Annotated in this window: 14 protein-coding genes; 7 read left to right on the forward strand and 7 right to left on the reverse strand. The window is 65.6% G+C overall.

From position 1 onward, the window contains the following. Window positions 1–217 precede the first annotated feature (217 nt). Window positions 218–979, forward strand: coding sequence for an NAD kinase (locus B2P87_RS04165; protein WP_141890607.1), 762 nt, complete (start codon window positions 218–220; stop codon window positions 977–979). A gap of 757 nt (window positions 980–1,736) precedes the next feature. Here B2P87_RS04165 and B2P87_RS04170 read toward each other — a convergent pair. The 4 genes from B2P87_RS04170 to B2P87_RS04185 all read right to left on the reverse strand — a co-directional run bounded on the left by B2P87_RS04170 (window position 1,737) and on the right by B2P87_RS04185 (window position 8,152). Beyond that, complete coding sequence (locus tag B2P87_RS04170) at window positions 1,737–3,179, reverse strand: amidase family protein (RefSeq protein WP_141890606.1); 1,443 nt, start codon at window positions 3,177–3,179, stop codon at window positions 1,737–1,739. A gap of 106 nt (window positions 3,180–3,285) precedes the next feature. Continuing rightward, window positions 3,286–5,178 (reverse strand): propionate-CoA ligase PrpE, encoded by a 1,893-nt coding sequence (prpE, locus tag B2P87_RS04175; protein WP_141890605.1) that lies wholly within the window; start codon window positions 5,176–5,178, stop codon window positions 3,286–3,288. A 263-nt stretch (window positions 5,179–5,441) separates the two neighbouring features. Beyond that, window positions 5,442–5,834 carry a GFA family protein gene (locus B2P87_RS04180; RefSeq protein WP_058287262.1) on the reverse strand — a complete coding sequence of 131 codons (393 nt, stop codon included), beginning with the start codon at window positions 5,832–5,834 and terminating at the stop codon, window positions 5,442–5,444. A gap of 44 nt (window positions 5,835–5,878) precedes the next feature. Then, complete coding sequence (locus B2P87_RS04185) at window positions 5,879–8,152, reverse strand: NADP-dependent malic enzyme (protein WP_141890604.1); 2,274 nt, start codon at window positions 8,150–8,152, stop codon at window positions 5,879–5,881. Between the two features lie 163 nt (window positions 8,153–8,315). Here B2P87_RS04185 and B2P87_RS04190 point away from each other — a divergent pair, with 163 nt between their 5' ends. The 6 genes from B2P87_RS04190 (at window position 8,316) to B2P87_RS04215 (ending at window position 14,488) form a co-directional block, all read left to right on the forward strand. Continuing rightward, on the forward strand, window positions 8,316–9,404 hold the full coding sequence (locus tag B2P87_RS04190; protein WP_141890603.1) for a cupin domain-containing protein: 1,089 nt from the start codon (window positions 8,316–8,318) through the stop codon (window positions 9,402–9,404). 89 nt (window positions 9,405–9,493) lie between these two features. Beyond that, a complete protein-coding gene (locus tag B2P87_RS04195; RefSeq protein ID WP_141890602.1) occupies window positions 9,494–9,886 on the forward strand; it encodes a cytidine deaminase in 393 nt (130 codons plus the stop codon). After that, window positions 9,886–11,190: a thymidine phosphorylase gene (locus B2P87_RS04200; RefSeq protein ID WP_141890601.1), complete on the forward strand. Its 1,305-nt coding sequence runs from the start codon at window positions 9,886–9,888 to the stop codon at window positions 11,188–11,190. Before B2P87_RS04195 ends, B2P87_RS04200 begins: the two co-directional genes overlap by 1 nt. Further along, complete coding sequence (locus B2P87_RS04205; protein WP_141890600.1) at window positions 11,190–12,401, forward strand: phosphopentomutase; 1,212 nt, start codon at window positions 11,190–11,192, stop codon at window positions 12,399–12,401. The genes B2P87_RS04200 and B2P87_RS04205 overlap by 1 nt, the downstream gene beginning before the upstream one ends. A 75-nt stretch (window positions 12,402–12,476) precedes the next feature. Further along, the gene (upp, locus tag B2P87_RS04210) at window positions 12,477–13,109 is read left to right on the forward strand and encodes a uracil phosphoribosyltransferase (protein ID WP_141890599.1); all 633 of its coding nucleotides are present in this window, start codon (window positions 12,477–12,479) and stop codon (window positions 13,107–13,109) included. Between the two features lie 179 nt (window positions 13,110–13,288). Continuing rightward, window positions 13,289–14,488: an SPOR domain-containing protein gene (locus tag B2P87_RS04215; RefSeq protein ID WP_141890598.1), complete on the forward strand. Its 1,200-nt coding sequence runs from the start codon at window positions 13,289–13,291 to the stop codon at window positions 14,486–14,488. 96 nt (window positions 14,489–14,584) lie between these two features. Here B2P87_RS04215 and B2P87_RS04220 read toward each other — a convergent pair whose 3' ends face one another. From B2P87_RS04220 to B2P87_RS04230, 3 genes are all read right to left on the reverse strand, one after another. Continuing rightward, window positions 14,585–15,397, reverse strand: coding sequence for a class I SAM-dependent methyltransferase (locus B2P87_RS04220; RefSeq protein ID WP_141890597.1), 813 nt, complete (start codon window positions 15,395–15,397; stop codon window positions 14,585–14,587). Window positions 15,398–15,509: 112 nt separating this feature from the next. Beyond that, window positions 15,510–16,520 carry a hypothetical protein gene (locus B2P87_RS04225; RefSeq protein WP_141890596.1) on the reverse strand — a complete coding sequence of 337 codons (1,011 nt, stop codon included), beginning with the start codon at window positions 16,518–16,520 and terminating at the stop codon, window positions 15,510–15,512. 103 nt (window positions 16,521–16,623) lie between these two features. Then, window positions 16,624–18,252, reverse strand: a complete 1,629-nt coding sequence (locus B2P87_RS04230) for an AMP-binding protein (protein WP_141890595.1) — start codon at window positions 18,250–18,252, stop codon at window positions 16,624–16,626. Window positions 18,253–18,285 lie beyond the last annotated feature (33 nt).

Below are 18,285 nucleotides of genomic sequence, written 5' to 3' on the forward strand. Positions count from 1 at the left end.
GGCGAGGGGCTGGGTGAAAAAGCCGGGGTCACGGGTCGCTTCAGTCATGGTGGCTCCGTTGGAGTAGGGGTCAGAACTGAGCGATTTCCTATCGGAAACATCTTTGCGCAGGAAGCCTGTAAAGCGACATTTCCCTGCGACAGAACGGCAACTATGGCCTTTGGCGGAAAGCTGTGATTGTTTCGGAACCAGTTGCCTAATACCGGAAACAGATTTGATGGGTTTGAGTATCGCCTTTCTGGCCAGCGAAGCGGAGGTTGCCCAGGAAGCCCTCGACAAACTGGCCCGCCGCTATGGCCATGTTCCCCCCGAAGAGGCTGACATCATCGTTGCGCTTGGCGGTGACGGTTTCATGCTGAGCACCCTGCACACCATGGTGGACAATCCGGCGCCGGTTTACGGCATGAACCGCGGCACCGTTGGCTTTCTGATGAATGAATACCGCGAGGACGGGCTGATCGAGAGGCTTGGCGACGCCGTGCAGGAGATCATCAACCCGCTGTCGATGACCGCGATGGACCGCCGCGGCGAGGTCCACAAGGCGCTCGCCATCAACGAGGTGTCGCTGCTGCGGGCAGGTCCGCAGGCCGCGCGGCTCAGGGTGTCGGTGGACGGCCGGGTGCGGATGGAGGAGCTGGTCTGCGATGGTGCGCTGGTCTCCACCCCGGCGGGTTCCACCGCCTATAACTATTCGGCGCACGGGCCGATCCTGCCGATCGGCGCCGACGTGCTGGCGCTGACTGCGATTGCCGCCTTTCGTCCGCGGCGCTGGCGCGGGGCGCTTTTGCCCAGCAACGCGATGGTGCGCTTTGACGTGCTGGAGGCGGCCAAGCGCCCGGTGATGGCCGATGCGGATTCGATTTCGGTGGCCGATATCGACTGGGTCGAAATCCGCATCAATCCGCAGATCCGCCACAAAATCCTGTTCGACCCCGGCCATGGGCTGGAAGAAAGGCTGATTTCCGAGCAGTTCACTTGACCGTTTAACGGAAGATTCACGAGTTTGTGAACTTCCCGGTAACGATTCCATGCGATGCTTTTCCACAGGCAGATGTGGATGGCGTCTGCCGCAGGGCTGGCGCACCACAGTGCCGTACCGGCGTGTTTCGATTAATTAGTGACCTTGTTTGCAGCCGGTAACGCCCACGGAGCCTGCGCCCGAAGCCGGGTCCGCCTGTTATGGCGGGAGGGGCGCTGTATTTAGCGAGTTGTCTGGGTATGGAAGTTCCCCGGGGGCGGTTCACACCGTTCCCCGGGACCTTAGATCTGCCTCCCGTGCATCCGGATCCTGGACTGTGAGACGGGCCGTAGGGCTTGCCTGTGTGACAGGCCCGGCGTGCTGGCCTGTCTTCTGTGCCTTTCGCCATTGCCTTCATCTTGTCGTGCAGTGCGGAGCAAGCGCCCGTCAGCCGAGGCGGCCGGCGCATGCGTGCCGTGCGGCGTCTGAAAATGCTGGAGAAGCCGCGCGTGGCGTTGCTCTCGCAACGAGCCGGTCCGCCCGAAACCGGCAGGGGGCGTGCGGCCGCAGGCCCCCTTGGCGGCGGGCTCTCGCTTTACGCGGATGCCCAGCCAGGGGAGTGTCCGCTCACCGCTGTCTGATTGCTGTCCGGCGCTCTGAGAGGCGGCAGGCGGCGGCCGTTTGCATCACTCCTGGCGAGAGCCGCCGGCCGCTGCCAAACCCGGCAAAGCCCCCAGATCTTTCACGCGGCGCGCGGTGCCTCGCCAGGCCGCTGGTTTCAGGCGGAGGCCGCCTGCATTTTTTCCCACAGCGGCAGGCACATGCGGCCGGCGCGGGCCTCGATCGCGGCGCAGGCGTCCACCGCCAGATCCTCGCGCCAGCGGCGGGCTGCGATCTGCACGTTGATCGGCTGCGGGCCGCCGGGCAGCTCTGCCAGCCGGGCCGGCACGGAGGCCGCGGGCAGGCCAAGGAAGTTCATCGCATAGGAATAGACCGCGCAGCCCAGCACCTCATGCACGCCTTCCGCGCCTTCTGTGTCGCGGTCGGGGCGGAAGAAGGGCTGCGGCAGGAAGGGCGACAGCACCAGCGGGTAGTCCTGCAGAAACAGCGACCATTGCCGCGCGTAATGGGTCCGCTTGGCCATCATCTGCAGCAATTCCTGCCCGGCAAAGGGCGGAAACTCCTGAAAGTAGACGGCAAAGATATCCCGCACAGTCTGCGAACCGGCCGCGTCCACATCCTGCTTCATCAGCGCATAGATCTCGCCCATCAGCGCGCGGTAGCCGGTGCGCCCGGCGTCAAACACGCATGGAGGCTCCACTTCTTCAACCTGATAGCCCGCATCGCTGAGCGCATCGCGGGCAAAGTCCAGCGCCGCCTCGACCTCCGGGTGCAGCTCATAGCCATGGGTGTTTTTCGTGAAGGCGACCTTGATGGGACCATCCAGCGCCGCGCCGCGCCAGGGTATCGGCACGTGGAAGGGGTCGCGCGGATCCGCGGCAATCAGGGAGGGCATCGACAGGTGCAGGTCTTCGGCGGCACGGGTGATCAGCCCCTGCACCGACATCAGCTGCGCCAGCAGGCCGCGCTCCGCCGTCTGGCTGGGGTTCCAGGCAGGGACCCGGCCCAGGCCCGGCTTGACCGTGACGGCGCCATTGGCGGCGGCGGGAAAGCGCAAACTGCCGCCGATGTCGTTGCCATGTGCCAGCGCGCCGATCCCGGCCATCACCGCGGCCCCGGCACCGCCGGAGGAGCCGCCAGGGGAAATGTGCCGCCCCCAGGGGTTATGAGTGCGTCCAAACAGCGGGTTGTCGGTGTCGGCGCGAAAGGAGAACTCCGGCGTGTTGGTGCGTCCGATCACCACCGCGCCGGCCTTGTGCAGATTCTCGACCACGGGCGCGTCCGCCGGGGCGATCAGGTCCTTCAGTGCCGTCACCCCGTTGGAGGTGGCGTGGCCCTTCTGATCCACATTGATCTTGATGGTGACCGGCACTCCGTGCAGCGGACCGGGCTGCGCGCCGTTTGCGCGTGCCTTGTCCAAGGCGCAGGCACGTTCCAGCGCCTCGCTGCTCAGGTCCTCGACCACCGCATTCAGGGCCGGGTTCACCGCCTTCATCCGGTCAATTGAGGCCTGCACCGCGTCTTCTGCGCGGACATCGCCTGCGCGGGTCAGGGCGGTCAGTTCAGTTGCGCTCAGGCGCCATAGGTCATTCTTTGCCATCTGCTCTTCTCCCTGGGTCCGCAGCCTAGGCGGGCAGGGCAGAGTTGCAAGGGAAACCGGGCGGCAGGACCGCCCGGTTTCTCCAAATTTCCTGTTGAGGAATTCCTCAGCTCTTGGCGTAGCCGATGGTCTGCAGCGCCGCGGTGATCTCGTCCAGGATCGCCGGATCGTCGATGGTCGCGGGCATTTTCCACGGGGTGCCATCGGCGATGTTGACCATGGTGCCGCGCAGGATCTTGCCGGAGCGGGTCTTGGGCAGCCGGTCCACCACCACCGCCAGCTTGAAGGCCGCCACCGGGCCGATCTTCTCGCGCACCAGTTTGACAACTTCGGACACCACTTCCGCGCTGTCGCGGTCCGCCCCGGCGTTGAGGCAGAGGAAGCCCACCGGCATTTGGCCCTTGAGGCTGTCGGTCACGCCGATCACGGCGCATTCAGCGACATCCGGGTGGCCTGCCAGCACTTCTTCCATGGCGCCGGTCGACAGGCGGTGGCCCGCCACGTTGATCACGTCATCGGTGCGCGCCATGATGTAGAGGTAGCCGTCCTCGTCCTTCATGCCGGCATCGCCGGTCTCATAGTAGCCGGGGAAGGTGGTCAGGTAGCTTTTCTTGAAGCGGTCCTCGGCATTCCACAGGGTCGGCAGGGTGCCCGGCGGCAGCGGCAGTTTCACCGCAATCGCGCCCAGCTCGCCCGGCGCCACCGGGTTGCCGCCTTCATCCAGAATATCGACTTCATAGCCCGGCATCGGCACGGCAGGGGAGCCGAGCTTGACCGGCAGTTCCTCGATCCCCAGCGGGTTCGCGGCAATCGACCAGCCGGTCTCCGTCTGCCACCAGTGGTCAATCACCGGCACTTTCAGCTGCTCCTGCGCCCAGGTGATGGTGTCGGGGTCCGCACGCTCGCCGGCCAGATAGACCTGCTTGAGGCAGCTGAGGTCGTATTTTCCGACGTATTCACCCTTCGGGTCCTCGCGCTTCACCGCGCGGAAGGCGGTGGGGGCGGTGAAGAAGCTCTTGACCTTATGCTCGGAAATTACCCGCCAGAAGGTGCCCGCATCGGGCGTGCCCACGGGCTTGCCTTCGAACACGATGGTGGTGTTGCCGTGAATAAGCGGCCCGTAGCAGATATAGCTGTGGCCCACGACCCAGCCCACATCGGACGCCGCCCAGAACACGTCGCCAGGGTCGACGTTGTAGATGTTCTTCATGGTCCAATTGAGCGCCACCAGCTGGCCTGCGGTGTGGCGGATCACCCCCTTGGGCTGGCCGGTGGTGCCGGAGGTATAGAGGATGTAGGAGGGGTGGTTGCCCTCGACCGGGACGCATTCGGCCGGCTCCACGCCGTACTGGAAGCCGTGCCAGTTCACGTCACGGCCCGGAACCAGCTCCGCCACTTCCTGCTCGCGCTGGAAGATCACGCAGAAATCAGGCTTGTGCGCGGCCAGGTCGATGGCGCCGTCCAAGAGCGGCTTGTAATGCACGATCCGGCCCGGCTCGATGCCGCAGGAGGCGGCGATGATCGCCTTGGGCTTGGCATCGTCGATCCGCACTGCCAGCTCGTTGGACGCAAAGCCGCCGAACACCACCGAATGCACCGCGCCAATGCGGGAGCAGGCCAGCATCGCCTCCAGCGCTTCCGGGATCATCGGCATATAGAGGATGACGCGGTCGCCTTTCTCCACGCCCTTGGCGCGCAGCGCGCCGGCCAGGGTGGCAACCCGGTTCCTGAGCTCGACATAGGAGATTTCACGCTTGGTATGGGTGACCGGGCTGTCATAGATGATCGCGGTCTGCTCGCCGCGGCCTTCTTCGACATGGCGGTCGACGGCGTTGTAGCAGGTGTTCACCTTGGCATCGGCAAACCACTCGTAAAGCCCCTCACCTTTGTCAAACAGCGCCTGCTTCGGGGCCTCGTCCCAGCTGATGCCCTTGGCGGCCTCCATCCAGAAACCTTCCGGATCCTGTTTCCAAGTGGCGTAAATGTCCTGATATCCCATGGTGTCTATCTCCTCCTTCCATCTGCGTAGGCGAGGAACCGGGGAGCGGGCAAGTTTTGCCGTTTCCGCACGCAAGGTTCGTCAATGAATTTACAGGATCTGCCCGGATTCACGCAGATGTTTTACCGGATTTACAACCCCTGGCCGGTTTGCACCCGGCGTGCTTTGCAAACCCGTGTTTGCTGCAGAATAATCCGGAAAGGCGCAGAAAGTTTGCAAACTTGCAAACCCAGCTGCTGCGCGCGCGAAGCTGCTGCAGGGAATCACCCGCTGGAGGATTTGGCATAGCGCGGCAGGCTGTCTTTCAGCTCCAGCCAGCTCACATGATCGGAATGGAACACATGGAACCTGGGCGGCACGGCGCCCGGGCTTTCCAGCGTTGCCGTGTAAAGGTGAATGTTCACCGGATCGCGGCTGGTGCGGTAGGCCATCTGGGTGCCGCAGGTGCCGCAGAACAGCCGTTCGACGCCTTCAGAAGAGTTGTAGACGCTCGGCGCTGCACCGGACCAGTCGACCGCCTCATGCGGCAGCCCGAAGAACGCGGTGACAGGTGCTGCGCATACGCGGCGGCAGTCGGCGCAGTGACAGTAGCAGCTCCAGGCCGCCTCGGCCTGGCTCTCCCAATGCACCGCGCCGCAGTGGCAATGCCCTCTCATCTCCGGCCTCCCTGATTGGGCGGCCGGCGAACGGGGCCGCGCAGTTAACCGTAGTGCGCGACCGGGGTGCCGGCAATGGCGGCCATGTTCAAAAGGCCCCGTGCCGTGATCGAGGGCGACACGATATGGGCGCGGTTGCCCATGCCCATCAGGATCGGCCCGACCTCCAGCCCGCCGGCCCGCATCTTGAGGATGTTGCGCACACCCGAAGCCGCATCGGCATGGGCAAAGATCAGCACGTTAGCGGCCCCCTCCAGCCGCGAATTGGGGAAGATCCGCTCGCGCAGCTCCGGGTCCAAAGCGGTGTCGATGTTCATCTCGCCCTCGTAAACGAAATCGCGGCGCTTATCGTCGAGGATTTCGATGGCGGCGCGCAGCCGGCTGCCGGTGTCGCAGGAGATATTGCCGAACTGCGACTGCGAGCACAGCGCGATCTTCGGCGCGAGGCCGAAGCGGCGCACATGGCGGGCGGCGCCGATCACGGTTTCCGCGATCTGTTCCGGGGTCGGCTCCACATGCACATGGGTGTCGGCAATGAACAGCGGGCCGTCTTCCAGGATCATCATCGACAGCGCCCCGTGCGGCGAATAGGTGCCGCCGCCCAGAACCTGCTGCACGTAATTCAGGTGCCAGCGGTACTCGCCGAAGGTGCCGCACAGCAGGCTGTCGGCCTCGCCGCGGTGCACCATGATGGCGCCGATGGCGGTGGTGTTGGTGCGCATGATCGCCTTGGCCAGATCCGGCGTCACCCCGCGGCGCTGCATCACCTTGTGATAGCTGTTCCAGTAATCGTAATAGCGCGGATCGTTTTCCGGGTTCACCAACTGGAAATCCCGGCCCGGGCGGACGTCCAGCCCCAGCTTTTCGCAGCGGCGCTCGATTACCTCGGGGCGGCCGATCAGGATCGGGGTTTCGGTGGTTTCCTCCAGGATCGCCTGCGCCGCGCGCAGCACCCGCTCGTCCTCGCCCTCGGCAAAGACAATGCGGCGGGCGGCGGCGCGGGCGGCCTCGAACACCGGCCGCATCAGCAGGGCGGATTTGAACACCGTCTGGTTCAGCTTCTGCTTATAGGCAGTGATATCTTCGATCGGGCGCGTCGCCACGCCGCTTTCCATTGCAGCCTTGGCCACGGCGGAGGACACAACCGCCACCAGCCGCGGGTCAAACGGTTTCGGGATCAGGTAATCGGCGCCGAAATTCAGCTGTTCGCCCTTGTAGGCCGCCGCGGCCTCGGCGCTGGTGGTGGCGCGGGCCAGTTCGGCGATGCCGTCGACGCAAGCAATCTGCATCTCGTCATTGATTTCGGTGGCCCCCACATCCAGCGCCCCGCGGAAGATGAAGGGGAAGCACAGCACGTTGTTGACCTGGTTGGGAAAATCGCTGCGGCCGGTGGCGATGATCGCATCCGGCGCCACCTTGCGCGCGGCCTCAGGCATGATCTCCGGCGTCGGGTTGGCGAGCGCAAAGATGATCGGGCGCTTGGCCATCTTGGCGACCATTTCCGGCTGCAGCACGTTCGGGCCAGAGAGGCCCAGGAACAGGTCCGCACCGTCCATCACCTCGTCCAGCGTGCGCTTGTCCGAGGCCTGGGCAAAGGCCGCCTTCTGCGGGTTCATGTCCTCTTCGCGGCCCTCGTAGACCAGCCCGTGAATATCGCACAGCCAGATGTTTTCCCGCTTCACGCCCAGCTTCACCAGCATGTTGAGGCAAGCAATCCCCGCCGCGCCGCCGCCGGTGGAAACGATCTTGATCTCCTCGAACTTCTTGCCCGCCACATGCAGCGCGTTCTTGGCCGCAGCCCCCACCACAATCGCGGTGCCGTGCTGGTCGTCGTGGAAGACGGGAATGTTCATCCGCTCGCGGCACAGTTTCTCGACCACAAAGCAGTCCGGCGCCTTGATGTCTTCGAGGTTGATCGCGCCGAACGTCGGCTCCAGCGCGCAGACGATATCGGCCAGCTTCTCCGGATCGCTTTCGTTCACCTCGATATCGAAACAGTCGATCCCTGCGAAATTCTTGAACAGGACCGCCTTGCCCTCCATCACCGGCTTGGAGGCCAGCGCGCCGATGTTGCCCAGGCCCAGAACCGCCGAGCCGTTCGACACCACCGCCACCAGGTTCCCGCGCGAGGTGTAGCGGGCCGCGTTGGCCGCATCCGCCTGGATCTCGGTGCAGGCTTCGGCAACGCCGGGGGAATAGGCGCGCGCCAGATCGCGCCCGTTGGCCATCGGCTTGGTCGCGCGGATCTCCAGCTTACCGGGACGGGGGAACTCGTGATAGTTGAGTGCGGCTTGGCGCAGGTTCTGTGAATCGGACATCTGGCGCTCCTCGAAAATCGTATTGTTTAGTGTTAAACCATTTTTCCTGCCGGAAACCTAGCGCAAACTGACGCAATTGGGCGCGGCGGCGGCCCGGCGGCGGCTTCTTGCATAAAGCCTGCCCTGCGGCCACAGTTCCGGGCAAATGAAAAGGGAGTGAAAAATGAGCGGCACAATCGCCGAAATCCGCCTGCCCACGCAGGAGCTGCGCGACGATATTCCGTTTTACACCAAGGTTTTGGGCATGAAAATGGATATGATCTATCCGGCGGATGATCCGCGCACCGCGGTGTTTTCCGGCCACGGGCTGCGGCTGCGCATCGAAAAGGGGGCGCAGGAAAGCCCCGGCACAATCCGCATTCTGACTGAAGATCCTGATGGATTTGCCGAAGGCCAGCGCCGCCTGACCGCGCCCAACGGCACCAAGGTGGAGATCGAGGAGCGCCACCCGCCGATGGTGATGCCGGAAACGGTGCACAGTTTCGTGGTCCGCCGCCTCAAGGACCAGGCGCCCTGGATCATCGGGCGGGCGGGCATGCACTACCGGGATCTGGTGCCGGACCGGTTGGGCGGTTCGATCATCGCCAGCCACATCCGCATTCCCGACGGCGGCCCGGTGCCGGACATGGTGCATTTCCACCGCGTCGGTTTCCAGCTGATCTTCTGCATCCACGGCTGGGTCGATGTGGTCTATGAGGATCAGGGCGAGAAGATGCGGCTGACGGCGGGCGACTGCTTCATCCAGCCGCCGGAAATCCGCCACCGGGTGCTGGAGGCCAGCGACAATGTGCAGGTGATCGAGATCGGCGTCCCGGCTGAGCATGTGACCGAGATCGACCACGAGATGACCTTGCCGACGCCGCACTTTCGTCCCGAACGGGAATGGCAGGGGCAGCGCTTTGTCTTCAACAAGGCCGAAGGTGCCGAATGGATGCCGTTCCGGCTGCCGGGCTACATCTGCCGCGACACCACGATTGCCGAGAACACAAAGGGCGTTGCCGGCGTGCAGGTGGTGCGCCGGGGCGAGGGTGAGCCGCAATGGGCCGCGCATGACACCGACATCCATTTCACCTTTGTGATGAACGGCACGGTCACGCTGGAGGGTGAAGGCCGTGAACCCTACCGGCTGGAACAGGGCGACGCCTTTGTCATCCCGCCCGGCATGAAGACCCGCCTCAGTGAACCGTCGCAGGACGTTGAACTGCTGGAGGTGACCCTGCCCGGCGTGTTCAATACCAGGCTGGGGCAGTGACGGAACCTCACCCGGGGGCTTTCGCTCCCGGGGCCGTTTCCGCTATCCTGCGGCATCTTGACCAGATGATCAAAAAACGGGGAATCGCCATGAGCCTCAGAAACGCCGCCGCCGCGGTCCGGGAAAACGCCCACGCGCCTTATTCCAAATTCAAGGTCGGCGCTGCCGTGCGCTCTGCCTCCGGCCAGATCTATGTGGGCTGCAACGTCGAAAACGTGGCCTATCCGGAAGGCACCTGTGCTGAGGCGGGCGCCATCGCCGCGATGGTGGCCGCGGGCGAGACAGAACTGGCCGAGGTCTATGTGATCGCCGATTGCCCGTCGCCAATTCCGCCCTGCGGCGGCTGCCGCCAGAAGATCAAGGAATTCGCCGGCAATGACGTAAAGGTGACCATGGCCACCACCGATGGCGCCGAACGGGAATCCACCGTCGGCGACCTGCTGCCGGGCGCCTTTGACACGGACCATTTGGAGCGCAAGTGATGGACGCCCGCGCCATCAATGCAAAGCTCCGGCGCGGCGAAACCCCCGGCGAAGCGGATCTGCGCTGGTTTGCCGATGGCCTGGCCAGCGGCGCGGTTTCGGACGCGCAGGCCGGGGCCTTTGCCATGGCCGTCTGCCTGCAGGGCCTCAGCGTCGAGGGCCGCCGCGCGCTGACCCTGGCGATGCGCGACACCGGCGATGTGCTGAGGTGGGATCTGGACGGCCCGGTGCTGGACAAGCATTCCACCGGCGGCGTGGGCGATTGCGTCTCGCTGCTGCTGGCGCCTGCGCTGGCGGCTTGCGGTGCCTATGTGCCGATGATTTCGGGCCGCGGGCTGGGCCATACCGGCGGCACGCTGGACAAGCTGGAAGCCATTCCCGGCGTCTCCATCAACGTCAGCGAAGACCATCTGCGGGGCATGATGCAGGACGTCGGCTGCGCCATTGTTGGCGCTACCGCCCAGATCGCGCCTGCGGACAAACGGCTCTATGCCATCCGCGATGTGACCGCCACGGTGGAAAGCCTCGACCTGATCACCGCCTCGATCCTGTCCAAGAAACTGGCCGCGTCCCCGGATGCGCTGGTGCTGGACGTCAAGATCGGCTCCGGCGCCTTCATGAAAACCGCGGACGACGCCCGCGCGCTGGCGCAATCCCTCTGTGACACGGCCAATGCGGCCGGCTGCAAGACCTCGGCGCTGATCACCGACATGAACCAGCCGCTGGCGCCCGCGCTTGGCAACGCGCTGGAGGTGGCGGAGGTGATGCGGGTGCTAACCGGCGGTGAGTCTGGCCCGCTGGCAGAGATCACCGCAATCCTGGGCGGCGAGCTGCTGTCCCACGCGGGCCTCGCCGCAGATGCGGCGGAGGGCGCGGCCAAGATTGCCGCGACCCTTGCAGACGGCCGCGCGGCTGACCGCTTTGCCCGGATGATCACCGCCCTGGGCGGGCCGGCGGATTTTGCCGGCCGCTGGCAGGACCATCTGACCGGCGCCGAAGTTGTCCGCGAGATCACGGCCCCCGCAGCCGGGCATATCACGGCCATGAACGGCGAGGCGCTTGGCCTGGCGGTTGTCGCCCTAGGCGGCGGCCGCATGGTGGAAAGCGACCGCATCCACCCGGGCGTCGGGATTTCGGACATTGTCCGCCTGGGCCAGCAGGTCGGGGCAGGGGACACCCTTGCCCGCATCCACGCGGCCAGCGATGATGCGGCAGAGACGGCGGAGGCGGCCTTTCTCGCGGCAATCTCCATCGGCGAGGCGCCCCGGTCCCTGCCGCCGCTGGTTCACGAAAGGATCTGCTGATGCCCCGTGCCTTCCTTGTGGTGATGGATTCCGCCGGCATCGGCGGCGCGCCGGATGCCGGCACCTTCTTCAACGGCGACCTGCCGGACCTAGGTGCCAACACGCTGGCCCACATCGCCCAGGCCTGCGCCGCCGGCAAGGCGGAGGAGGGCCGCAGCGGCCCGCTGAATGTGCCGAACCTGGAACGGCTTGGCCTTGGGGCTGCGATGCGGCTGGCGTCCTCGGTGCCGTTTCCAGGGCTGGACGCTGAACCGCAGGGCCGCTGGGGCTGTGCCCGCGAACTCAGCCGCGGCAAGGACACGCCTTCAGGCCATTGGGAGCTGGCGGGCCTGCCGGTGCCCTGGGACTGGCATTACTTCCCCGATCAGGCGCCCTCCTTCCCTGAGGATCTGAGCGCCTTTGTGGCGGAGCAGGCAGGCACCGATGGCACTCTCGGCAACTGCCACGCCTCCGGCACGGTGATCATCAGCGACCTCGGCGCCGAACACACGCGGACGGGCAAGCCGATCTGCTACACCTCCGCCGACAGCGTGTTTCAGATTGCCGCGCATGAAGAAACTTTCGGCCTCGACCGCCTGCTGAAGCTCTGCAAAGCGATTGCCCCGCGGCTGCACGCGATGAAGGTGGGCCGGGTCATTGCGCGCCCCTTCATCGGCTCGGCAGAAGAAGGCTTCACCCGCACCACCAACCGCCGCGATTATGCCATCACCCCGCCAGCCCCTGTGCTGACCAACTGGGTGCAGGACGCGGGCCGCAAGGTCCACGCCATCGGCAAGATCGGCGACATCTTCACCATGTCCGGTATCGACACCCTGAAAAAAGGCTCTGATGCCAAGCTGATGGAGCATTTGTTTGACGCGGTGGAGACAGCGGAGGACGGCAGCCTGACATTCGCCAACTTCGTCGAATTCGACAGCCTCTACGGCCACACCCGCAACATCTCCGGCTACGCCCGCGCGCTGGAGTGGTTCGACGCCGAACTGGGCCGCCTGCTGCCCAAGCTGCGCCAGGGCGATATTCTGGTGCTGACCGCCGATCACGGCAACGATCCCAGCTGGCCCGGCTCCGACCATACGCGCGAACAGGTGCCGGTTCTGATCGCAGGGCTTGACGCAGGCCCCATCGGGCAGGTCAAATTCGCCGATGTGGGCGTCTCTGTCGCGGCCCATCTGAACGTCCCGGCCCAAGGCCCGGGCAAGAGTTTTCTTTGACCTCATGGTCAAAACCCGCTTGCCTGCCGCGGCCAAGCCCGTAAAAGCGCTGCAACCAAATCTGAGGAGTGCCCCATGACCGACCACCTGACCGTTGTTGATCACCCGCTTGTGCAGCACAAGCTGACCCTGATGCGGGACAAGGGCACGTCCACTGCGGGCTTCCGCCGCCTGCTGCGCGAGATCACCCAGCTTCTGGCCTATGAAATCACCCGCGAGATGCCGCTGACCACCACCACCATCGAAACCCCGATGGAGGAAATGGAAGCGCCGATCCTGGCCGGCAAGAAACTGGCGCTGGTGTCGATCCTGCGGGCGGGCAACGGCATGCTGGACGGCGTGCTGGAGCTGATCCCCTCGGCCCGCGTCGGCTTTGTCGGCCTTTACCGCGACGAGGAAACCCTGGAGCCGGTGCAGTATTACTTCAAGGCGCCCGAAGGGCTGAAGGACCGTCTGGTGATCGCGGTGGACCCGATGCTGGCGACTGGCAACAGCTCTGCCGCTGCCGTCGACCTGCTGAAGGAAGCCGGCGCCAACAACATCCGTTTCCTGTGCCTGCTGGCGTCGCCCGAAGGCGTTGCCCGGATGAAGCAGGCGCACCCGGATGTGCCGATCGTCACCGCGTCGCTGGACCGCGAAATCAACGCCAAGGGCTATATCCTGCCGGGCCTGGGCGATGCCGGCGACCGGATGTTCGGCACCAAGTAACCGCCTCCGCGCCAAGGCGCCCCAGCGCGCCTTGGCCGCTTTCCGGCAGACCCGGCCCCTGCAACCCTTTGCTCCAATTGGCGCGAAAATTGCCCGGGTGCAGCCGTATTGTTGCCGCAGAATCTTTACTCACAGGCCAGAGTCAGGCATCCTGCAGCCATATTTTGTGGGGCTCAGGAATGAAAATAACTAGAATTATTGCACTGGCCATCATCACGGGGGCTTCAGGCGCAGCAGGCGTACAGGCACAAACCCTGCGCCCAACCAGCCCGCCCGCCGAATATCCGCCGGCCTCCTACGACGGGCGGCAATTTGTCGACAGCCGCGGCTGCGTCTACATCCGGGCAGGCATCGACGGCAACGTGACCTGGGTGCCGCAGGTGACGCGCTCGCGCAAGCAGATCTGCGGTTTGCAGCCGACCCAGCTGGCCGGAACCACCCAGCAGCAGCCGCGCGCCGCGGCGCCGGAATTGATCACGCTGGAGCCCAGCCAGCAGCCCGCGCAGACGGCGGACCCCGCGCCGGCCGCTTCCGCGCGGCCTGCGGCCAGCCCGCCGCCCCAGGTGGCGGCCACCGCAAAACCGCGCCGCACACCGCAAACCGCCAGCGCCCGCCCGGCACCTGCCGTGGCCGCCGCTGCTGCGCCTGCGCCCGCTGTCAGGAAAGTGGTGCAAGCAGCCCCGGCGCCCGCCGCCGCTGTGCCGCAGTCCTCCGTGGCGCTGACGCCGAACACCCGGGTGGTGCAGACCCACATCTACCAGGAGCGCCGCCTCAGCAACAGTTTCCAGGTGCCCCAGGGCTACCGGCCTGTCTGGACCGATGGCCGCCTCAACCCGCAGCGCGCGGTGCGCACGGTGCGGCCTGCGGTGGTGACCGGCGCGGCCCAGGTCCCGCCCGGCTATCTGAGGGTTGAGCGCGAAGACGGCCGCCTGAACCCGATGCGCGGCCTGCGCTCGCCGCAGGGGGACGCGCAGATGGCGCGGGTCTGGAACGACGAGGTGCCGCGCCGCCTAGTGCAGCTGCCGCTGGACCGTCCCACGGTAAGACTGCCGCGCGAGGCCCGCCGCAGCCCGGCTGAGGCAAAGGAAACCGGGCTGCGCCTGTCCACCCGCTCGGCACCGGGCGCAAAGGCACCGGACCACGCCGCCGCGGCACCGCGCTATGTCCGGGCCGCGACCTACGCAGACGCGGATCAGGCCCGCGCCGCGGCCCGCAAGCTGGCCGCAACGGGGCTGCCGGTGCGTCTGGGAACCGTCAGCCGCAAGGGTCAGCCCTACAAGGTTGTGATGGCGGGACCGTACCGGGACGAGGGCCAGGCTGCCGCCGCGCTGGCCAAGGCGCAGCAAGCCGGTTTCAACGGCGCCCGGCTCAGCAAATAACGTCCTGCGGGCAAGCGGATGAACAGGCCGGGCTGCTGCCCGGCCTTTTTCCATTGCCTGCCCGGGTGCCGCCCGATGACGGCTCGGACCCGGGCGCTACTGCCGCCGGCAGGTAAAGACATGGGCAGCCAGGGGCATCCGCAGCGGCGGCGGCCCCAGGCGGGTGCGCAGGGCGTCCAGAATGGCGCTTGCAACCTCGTCGGGATCCACGCCGCCCCGGCTGCGGATTTCGTCGATCAACGGATTGCCATAGACCAGCGCTTCCGCGAATTTTTCCGGATCCTGCAGGGCTTTGTCCAGCGTAACCTCTTCATGGCCGGTGCCGGCCCAGTCCTCGCCATTCAGATCCGCCTTCACCGCTTCGGGGTCGCCGTAATGGAACGGAACCTTGTAGAACCCCGGCGGATCATCCGGGAAAAATCGGGCGGCCTCGCTGTCGGCGATTTCGGCAAACGGGTTCTGCGCCATCGGCGCCCAGACGCTGAAGACATACCGCCCGCCGGGCTTCAGCACCCGCGCGGCTTCCCGGAAGGCAGCGGGTTTGTCGGGAAAGAACATCACCCCGAACTGGCAGGCAACCAGGTCAAAGCTGCCATCGTCGAAGGGCAGCGCCATCGCATCGGCGGCTTGCAGGGTAACATTGGCGGCGCCGGACAGTTTCGCCTCTGCCAGGGCCAGCATCGGTTCATTCAGGTCGGTGACAGTCAGCTTGCAGTCCGGCGGCAAACTCTGCCTCAGCCGTTGCGAGACAATGCCGGTTCCCGCCGCCAGTTCCAGCACGTTTTGCGGGCTGTGGCCGCGGCACCGTGCGGCCAGGTCATCCGCATAGTCACAGAAAATAACCGGCCCCAGGCCCCTGTCGTAAAAGCCTGGAATATCCCCCGTAAAGCTGGCTGCAGTCTCCGGCATGGCTCCATCCCCCCTGAACTCGCGTTTGCGCAGATTTGACGATCCTAGCAGATCCGGCGCATTTGGGCGATTGGCAGGGTTTCGGCAGCGGGCCGCAGGGCCGAGGACGGGATCAGCCGCAGATGTTTTGCAGCTGCACCCAGTCGCGGTCGTTCAGCACTGGCTCCAGCTCGCGGCCGGCCATCGGGTCGGCTTCGATCAGCCCCAGAACCGATTCACCCGTGATATCCAGCGCATACGCATAAGGCGAGGAGGGCAGGGCGGCGCGGGCAAATTCCGCCAGCAGCACCTGGTCCGTAAGCGCAGGCCGCGGGCTGGCCAGGGTGGCCTCGGCATAGGCGTCCAGCGTGGAGCGGTCCACATCGCCGGTGGTCAGCAGTCTAAAGGTGGCAAGAACCCCGCCCGCCTCCAGCAGCTCAAACATCGGGTCGCTGGCCTCCGCGCGGGCGCGTTCCGCCAGAATTGCGCCGGCCGCCACCGCCGGATCCTCGAAATCCTCCACAAAGGCGCGGTTCAGCAGCACGATGCCGCCGGGCAGATGCAGGCTGCCGGGAATGCCGGAGCGCAGGACCGCCAGCTGCCGCACCCCGGTGCGCTGTGCCAGGGTCTTCAGGATCGGCGCCGCCTCCGGCGTGGCGCAGGCCGGGCCGGAGACCCGCTCGATCCGCCCCAAAAGCGCCTGGCCGATGGCCTTGCGCTTGATCTCAGGCACCACGCTGACCGCGTGGCGGGTGACGGCGCCGGGCAGCCACAGCACCAGCAGCGCCATCACCAGCGCCAGCATGCCCAGGATGCTGACCGCCCGCAGCCGCCCAGGCCGCGCGCGGGAGCGGCCGATGGCGTTCTGCACCCGGGAAATCGCCTCCAGCATGGCGGTTTCGTCCTCGGCGATTTCCAGCGTCTCGCCGGGGTCGCCATCGGGGTGGAACAGGGCAGGGAATTCTCCTGGATTGGCACGCTCCACCGCCGCCAGCGACCAATGCGCCAGCGGCCGGTCGTTCATGCTAGCAATCGTCAGCGTCGCATCGCCCAGCGAGATGATCACATCCCGCCGCTGCGCCTCAGGATCTGCGCGCCACAAGCCCGCAGCCTCCAGCCGCTCGAATTCCTTTAATGCCGTCATGCAGCCCGCCCGGCCCCCGTGATTATCATTGCCGCCAGATTAATCACATAAAACAGGGGCGGCAATTTGCTTTGCCGCCCCGGATCGCCTTCACAGCCGGAAATTACAGGTTCTTTGCGATTTTTCTCAGCTCGAACTTCTGGATCTTGCCGGTGGAGGTTTTGGGCAGCTCCTGAAACACCACTTTCTTCGGCGCCTTGAAGCCGGCCAGCGTCTCACGCGAGAAGGCGATCAGCGCCGCCTCGTCGGTGCTGGCGCCCGGCTTCAGCTCGACAAAGGCGCAAGGCACCTCGCCCCATTTCTCATCCGGCATCGCCGCGACCGCGGCCAGCAGCACATCAGGATGCGCCATCAGCACGCCCTCCACCTCGACAGAGGAGATGTTCTCGCCGCCGGAGATGATGATGTCCTTGGCGCGGTCCGCAATCTGGATATAGCCGTCGGGGTGCTGCACCGCGAGGTCGCCGGAGTTGAAATAGCCGCCCTTGAAGGCCTCGGCCGTGGCCTCCGGGTTCTTGAGGTACCCTTTCATCACCACATTGCCGCGCAGCGCAATCTCGCCCTGGCTCTGGCCGTCCATCGGCAGCACGTTGTGATCGCTGTCGCGCACAACCACCGGCTCCAGCATCGGCATCGCGACGCCCTGGCGGGATTTCTTGGCGGCAATGCCCGCCTTGTCCAGCCCGTCCCAGTCCCCCGCCTTCCAGTAGCATTCGGTGACATGGCCGAAGGTTTCGGTCAGCCCGTAGACATGGGTGATGTTAAAGCCGAGGTTTTCGATCTTCGACAGTGTCGCCGGGGCAGGCGGGGCGCCCGCGGTGAAGACCTCCACCGTGTGGCCGAAGGTGCGGCGTTCCTCGTCCAGCGCGTTGACCAGCATGTTCAGCACGATCGGCGCGCCGCCGAAATGGGTGACGCCCTCGTAATGGATGGCGTTGTAGATGTTCTGCGCGCTGATATCGCGGCAGCAGACCAGGGTGCCGCCGATCAGCGGCATCATCCAGGTGTGGTTCCAGCCATTGCAGTGGAACAGCGGCACGATGGTCAGATAGACCGGATGCAGCACCATCCGCCAGGACACCACCGTGCCCATGGTCATCAGATAGGCGCCGCGGTGGTGATAGACCACGCCCTTGGGCCGCCCGGTGGTGCCGGAGGTGTAGTTCAGCGCCAGGCTCTCCCATTCGTCTTCGGGCATGACCCACCGGAAGTCCGGATCGCCGCTGGCCAGCAGCGCCTCGTATTCCATGTGGCGGCCGGTGGCGTGCCAGCTTGCCTGATCATCAGCCACCTCGATCAGGACCGGGGCAGGGCCTTCCATCTCCTCCACCGCGGCCTCTGCCAGTTCCAGAAACTGCGGATCGACCAGCACCGCCTTGGCCCCGCCGTGCTCAAAGATATAGGCAACCGTGCCTACGTCCAGCCGGGTGTTGATGGTGTTCAGCACCGCACCGCAGGCCGGCACGCCGAAATGCGCCTCCGCCTGAGCGGGGATGTTCGGCAGCAAGGTCGCGACCACATCGCCGGGCTTCACCCCCAGCGTTGCCAGGCCGGAGGCCAGGCGGGTGCAGCGCTCATGATACTCGGCATAGGTCTTGCGGTGCTTGCCATAGCTGACCGCCAGATGGTCCGGAAACACCTGCGCCGCCCGCTGCAGATGCGACAGCGGCGTCAGCGGCACATAATTTGCGGCGGTCTTCTCCAGACCGGTTTCATCCGCCATCCACCCCATCAGTTTCCTCCCCTGAATCACTTTGGTGTCGCT

It is taken from the genome of Leisingera sp. UBA4491, assembly GCF_002388965.1.
Classification (GTDB): domain Bacteria; phylum Pseudomonadota; class Alphaproteobacteria; order Rhodobacterales; family Rhodobacteraceae; genus Leisingera; species Leisingera aquaemixtae.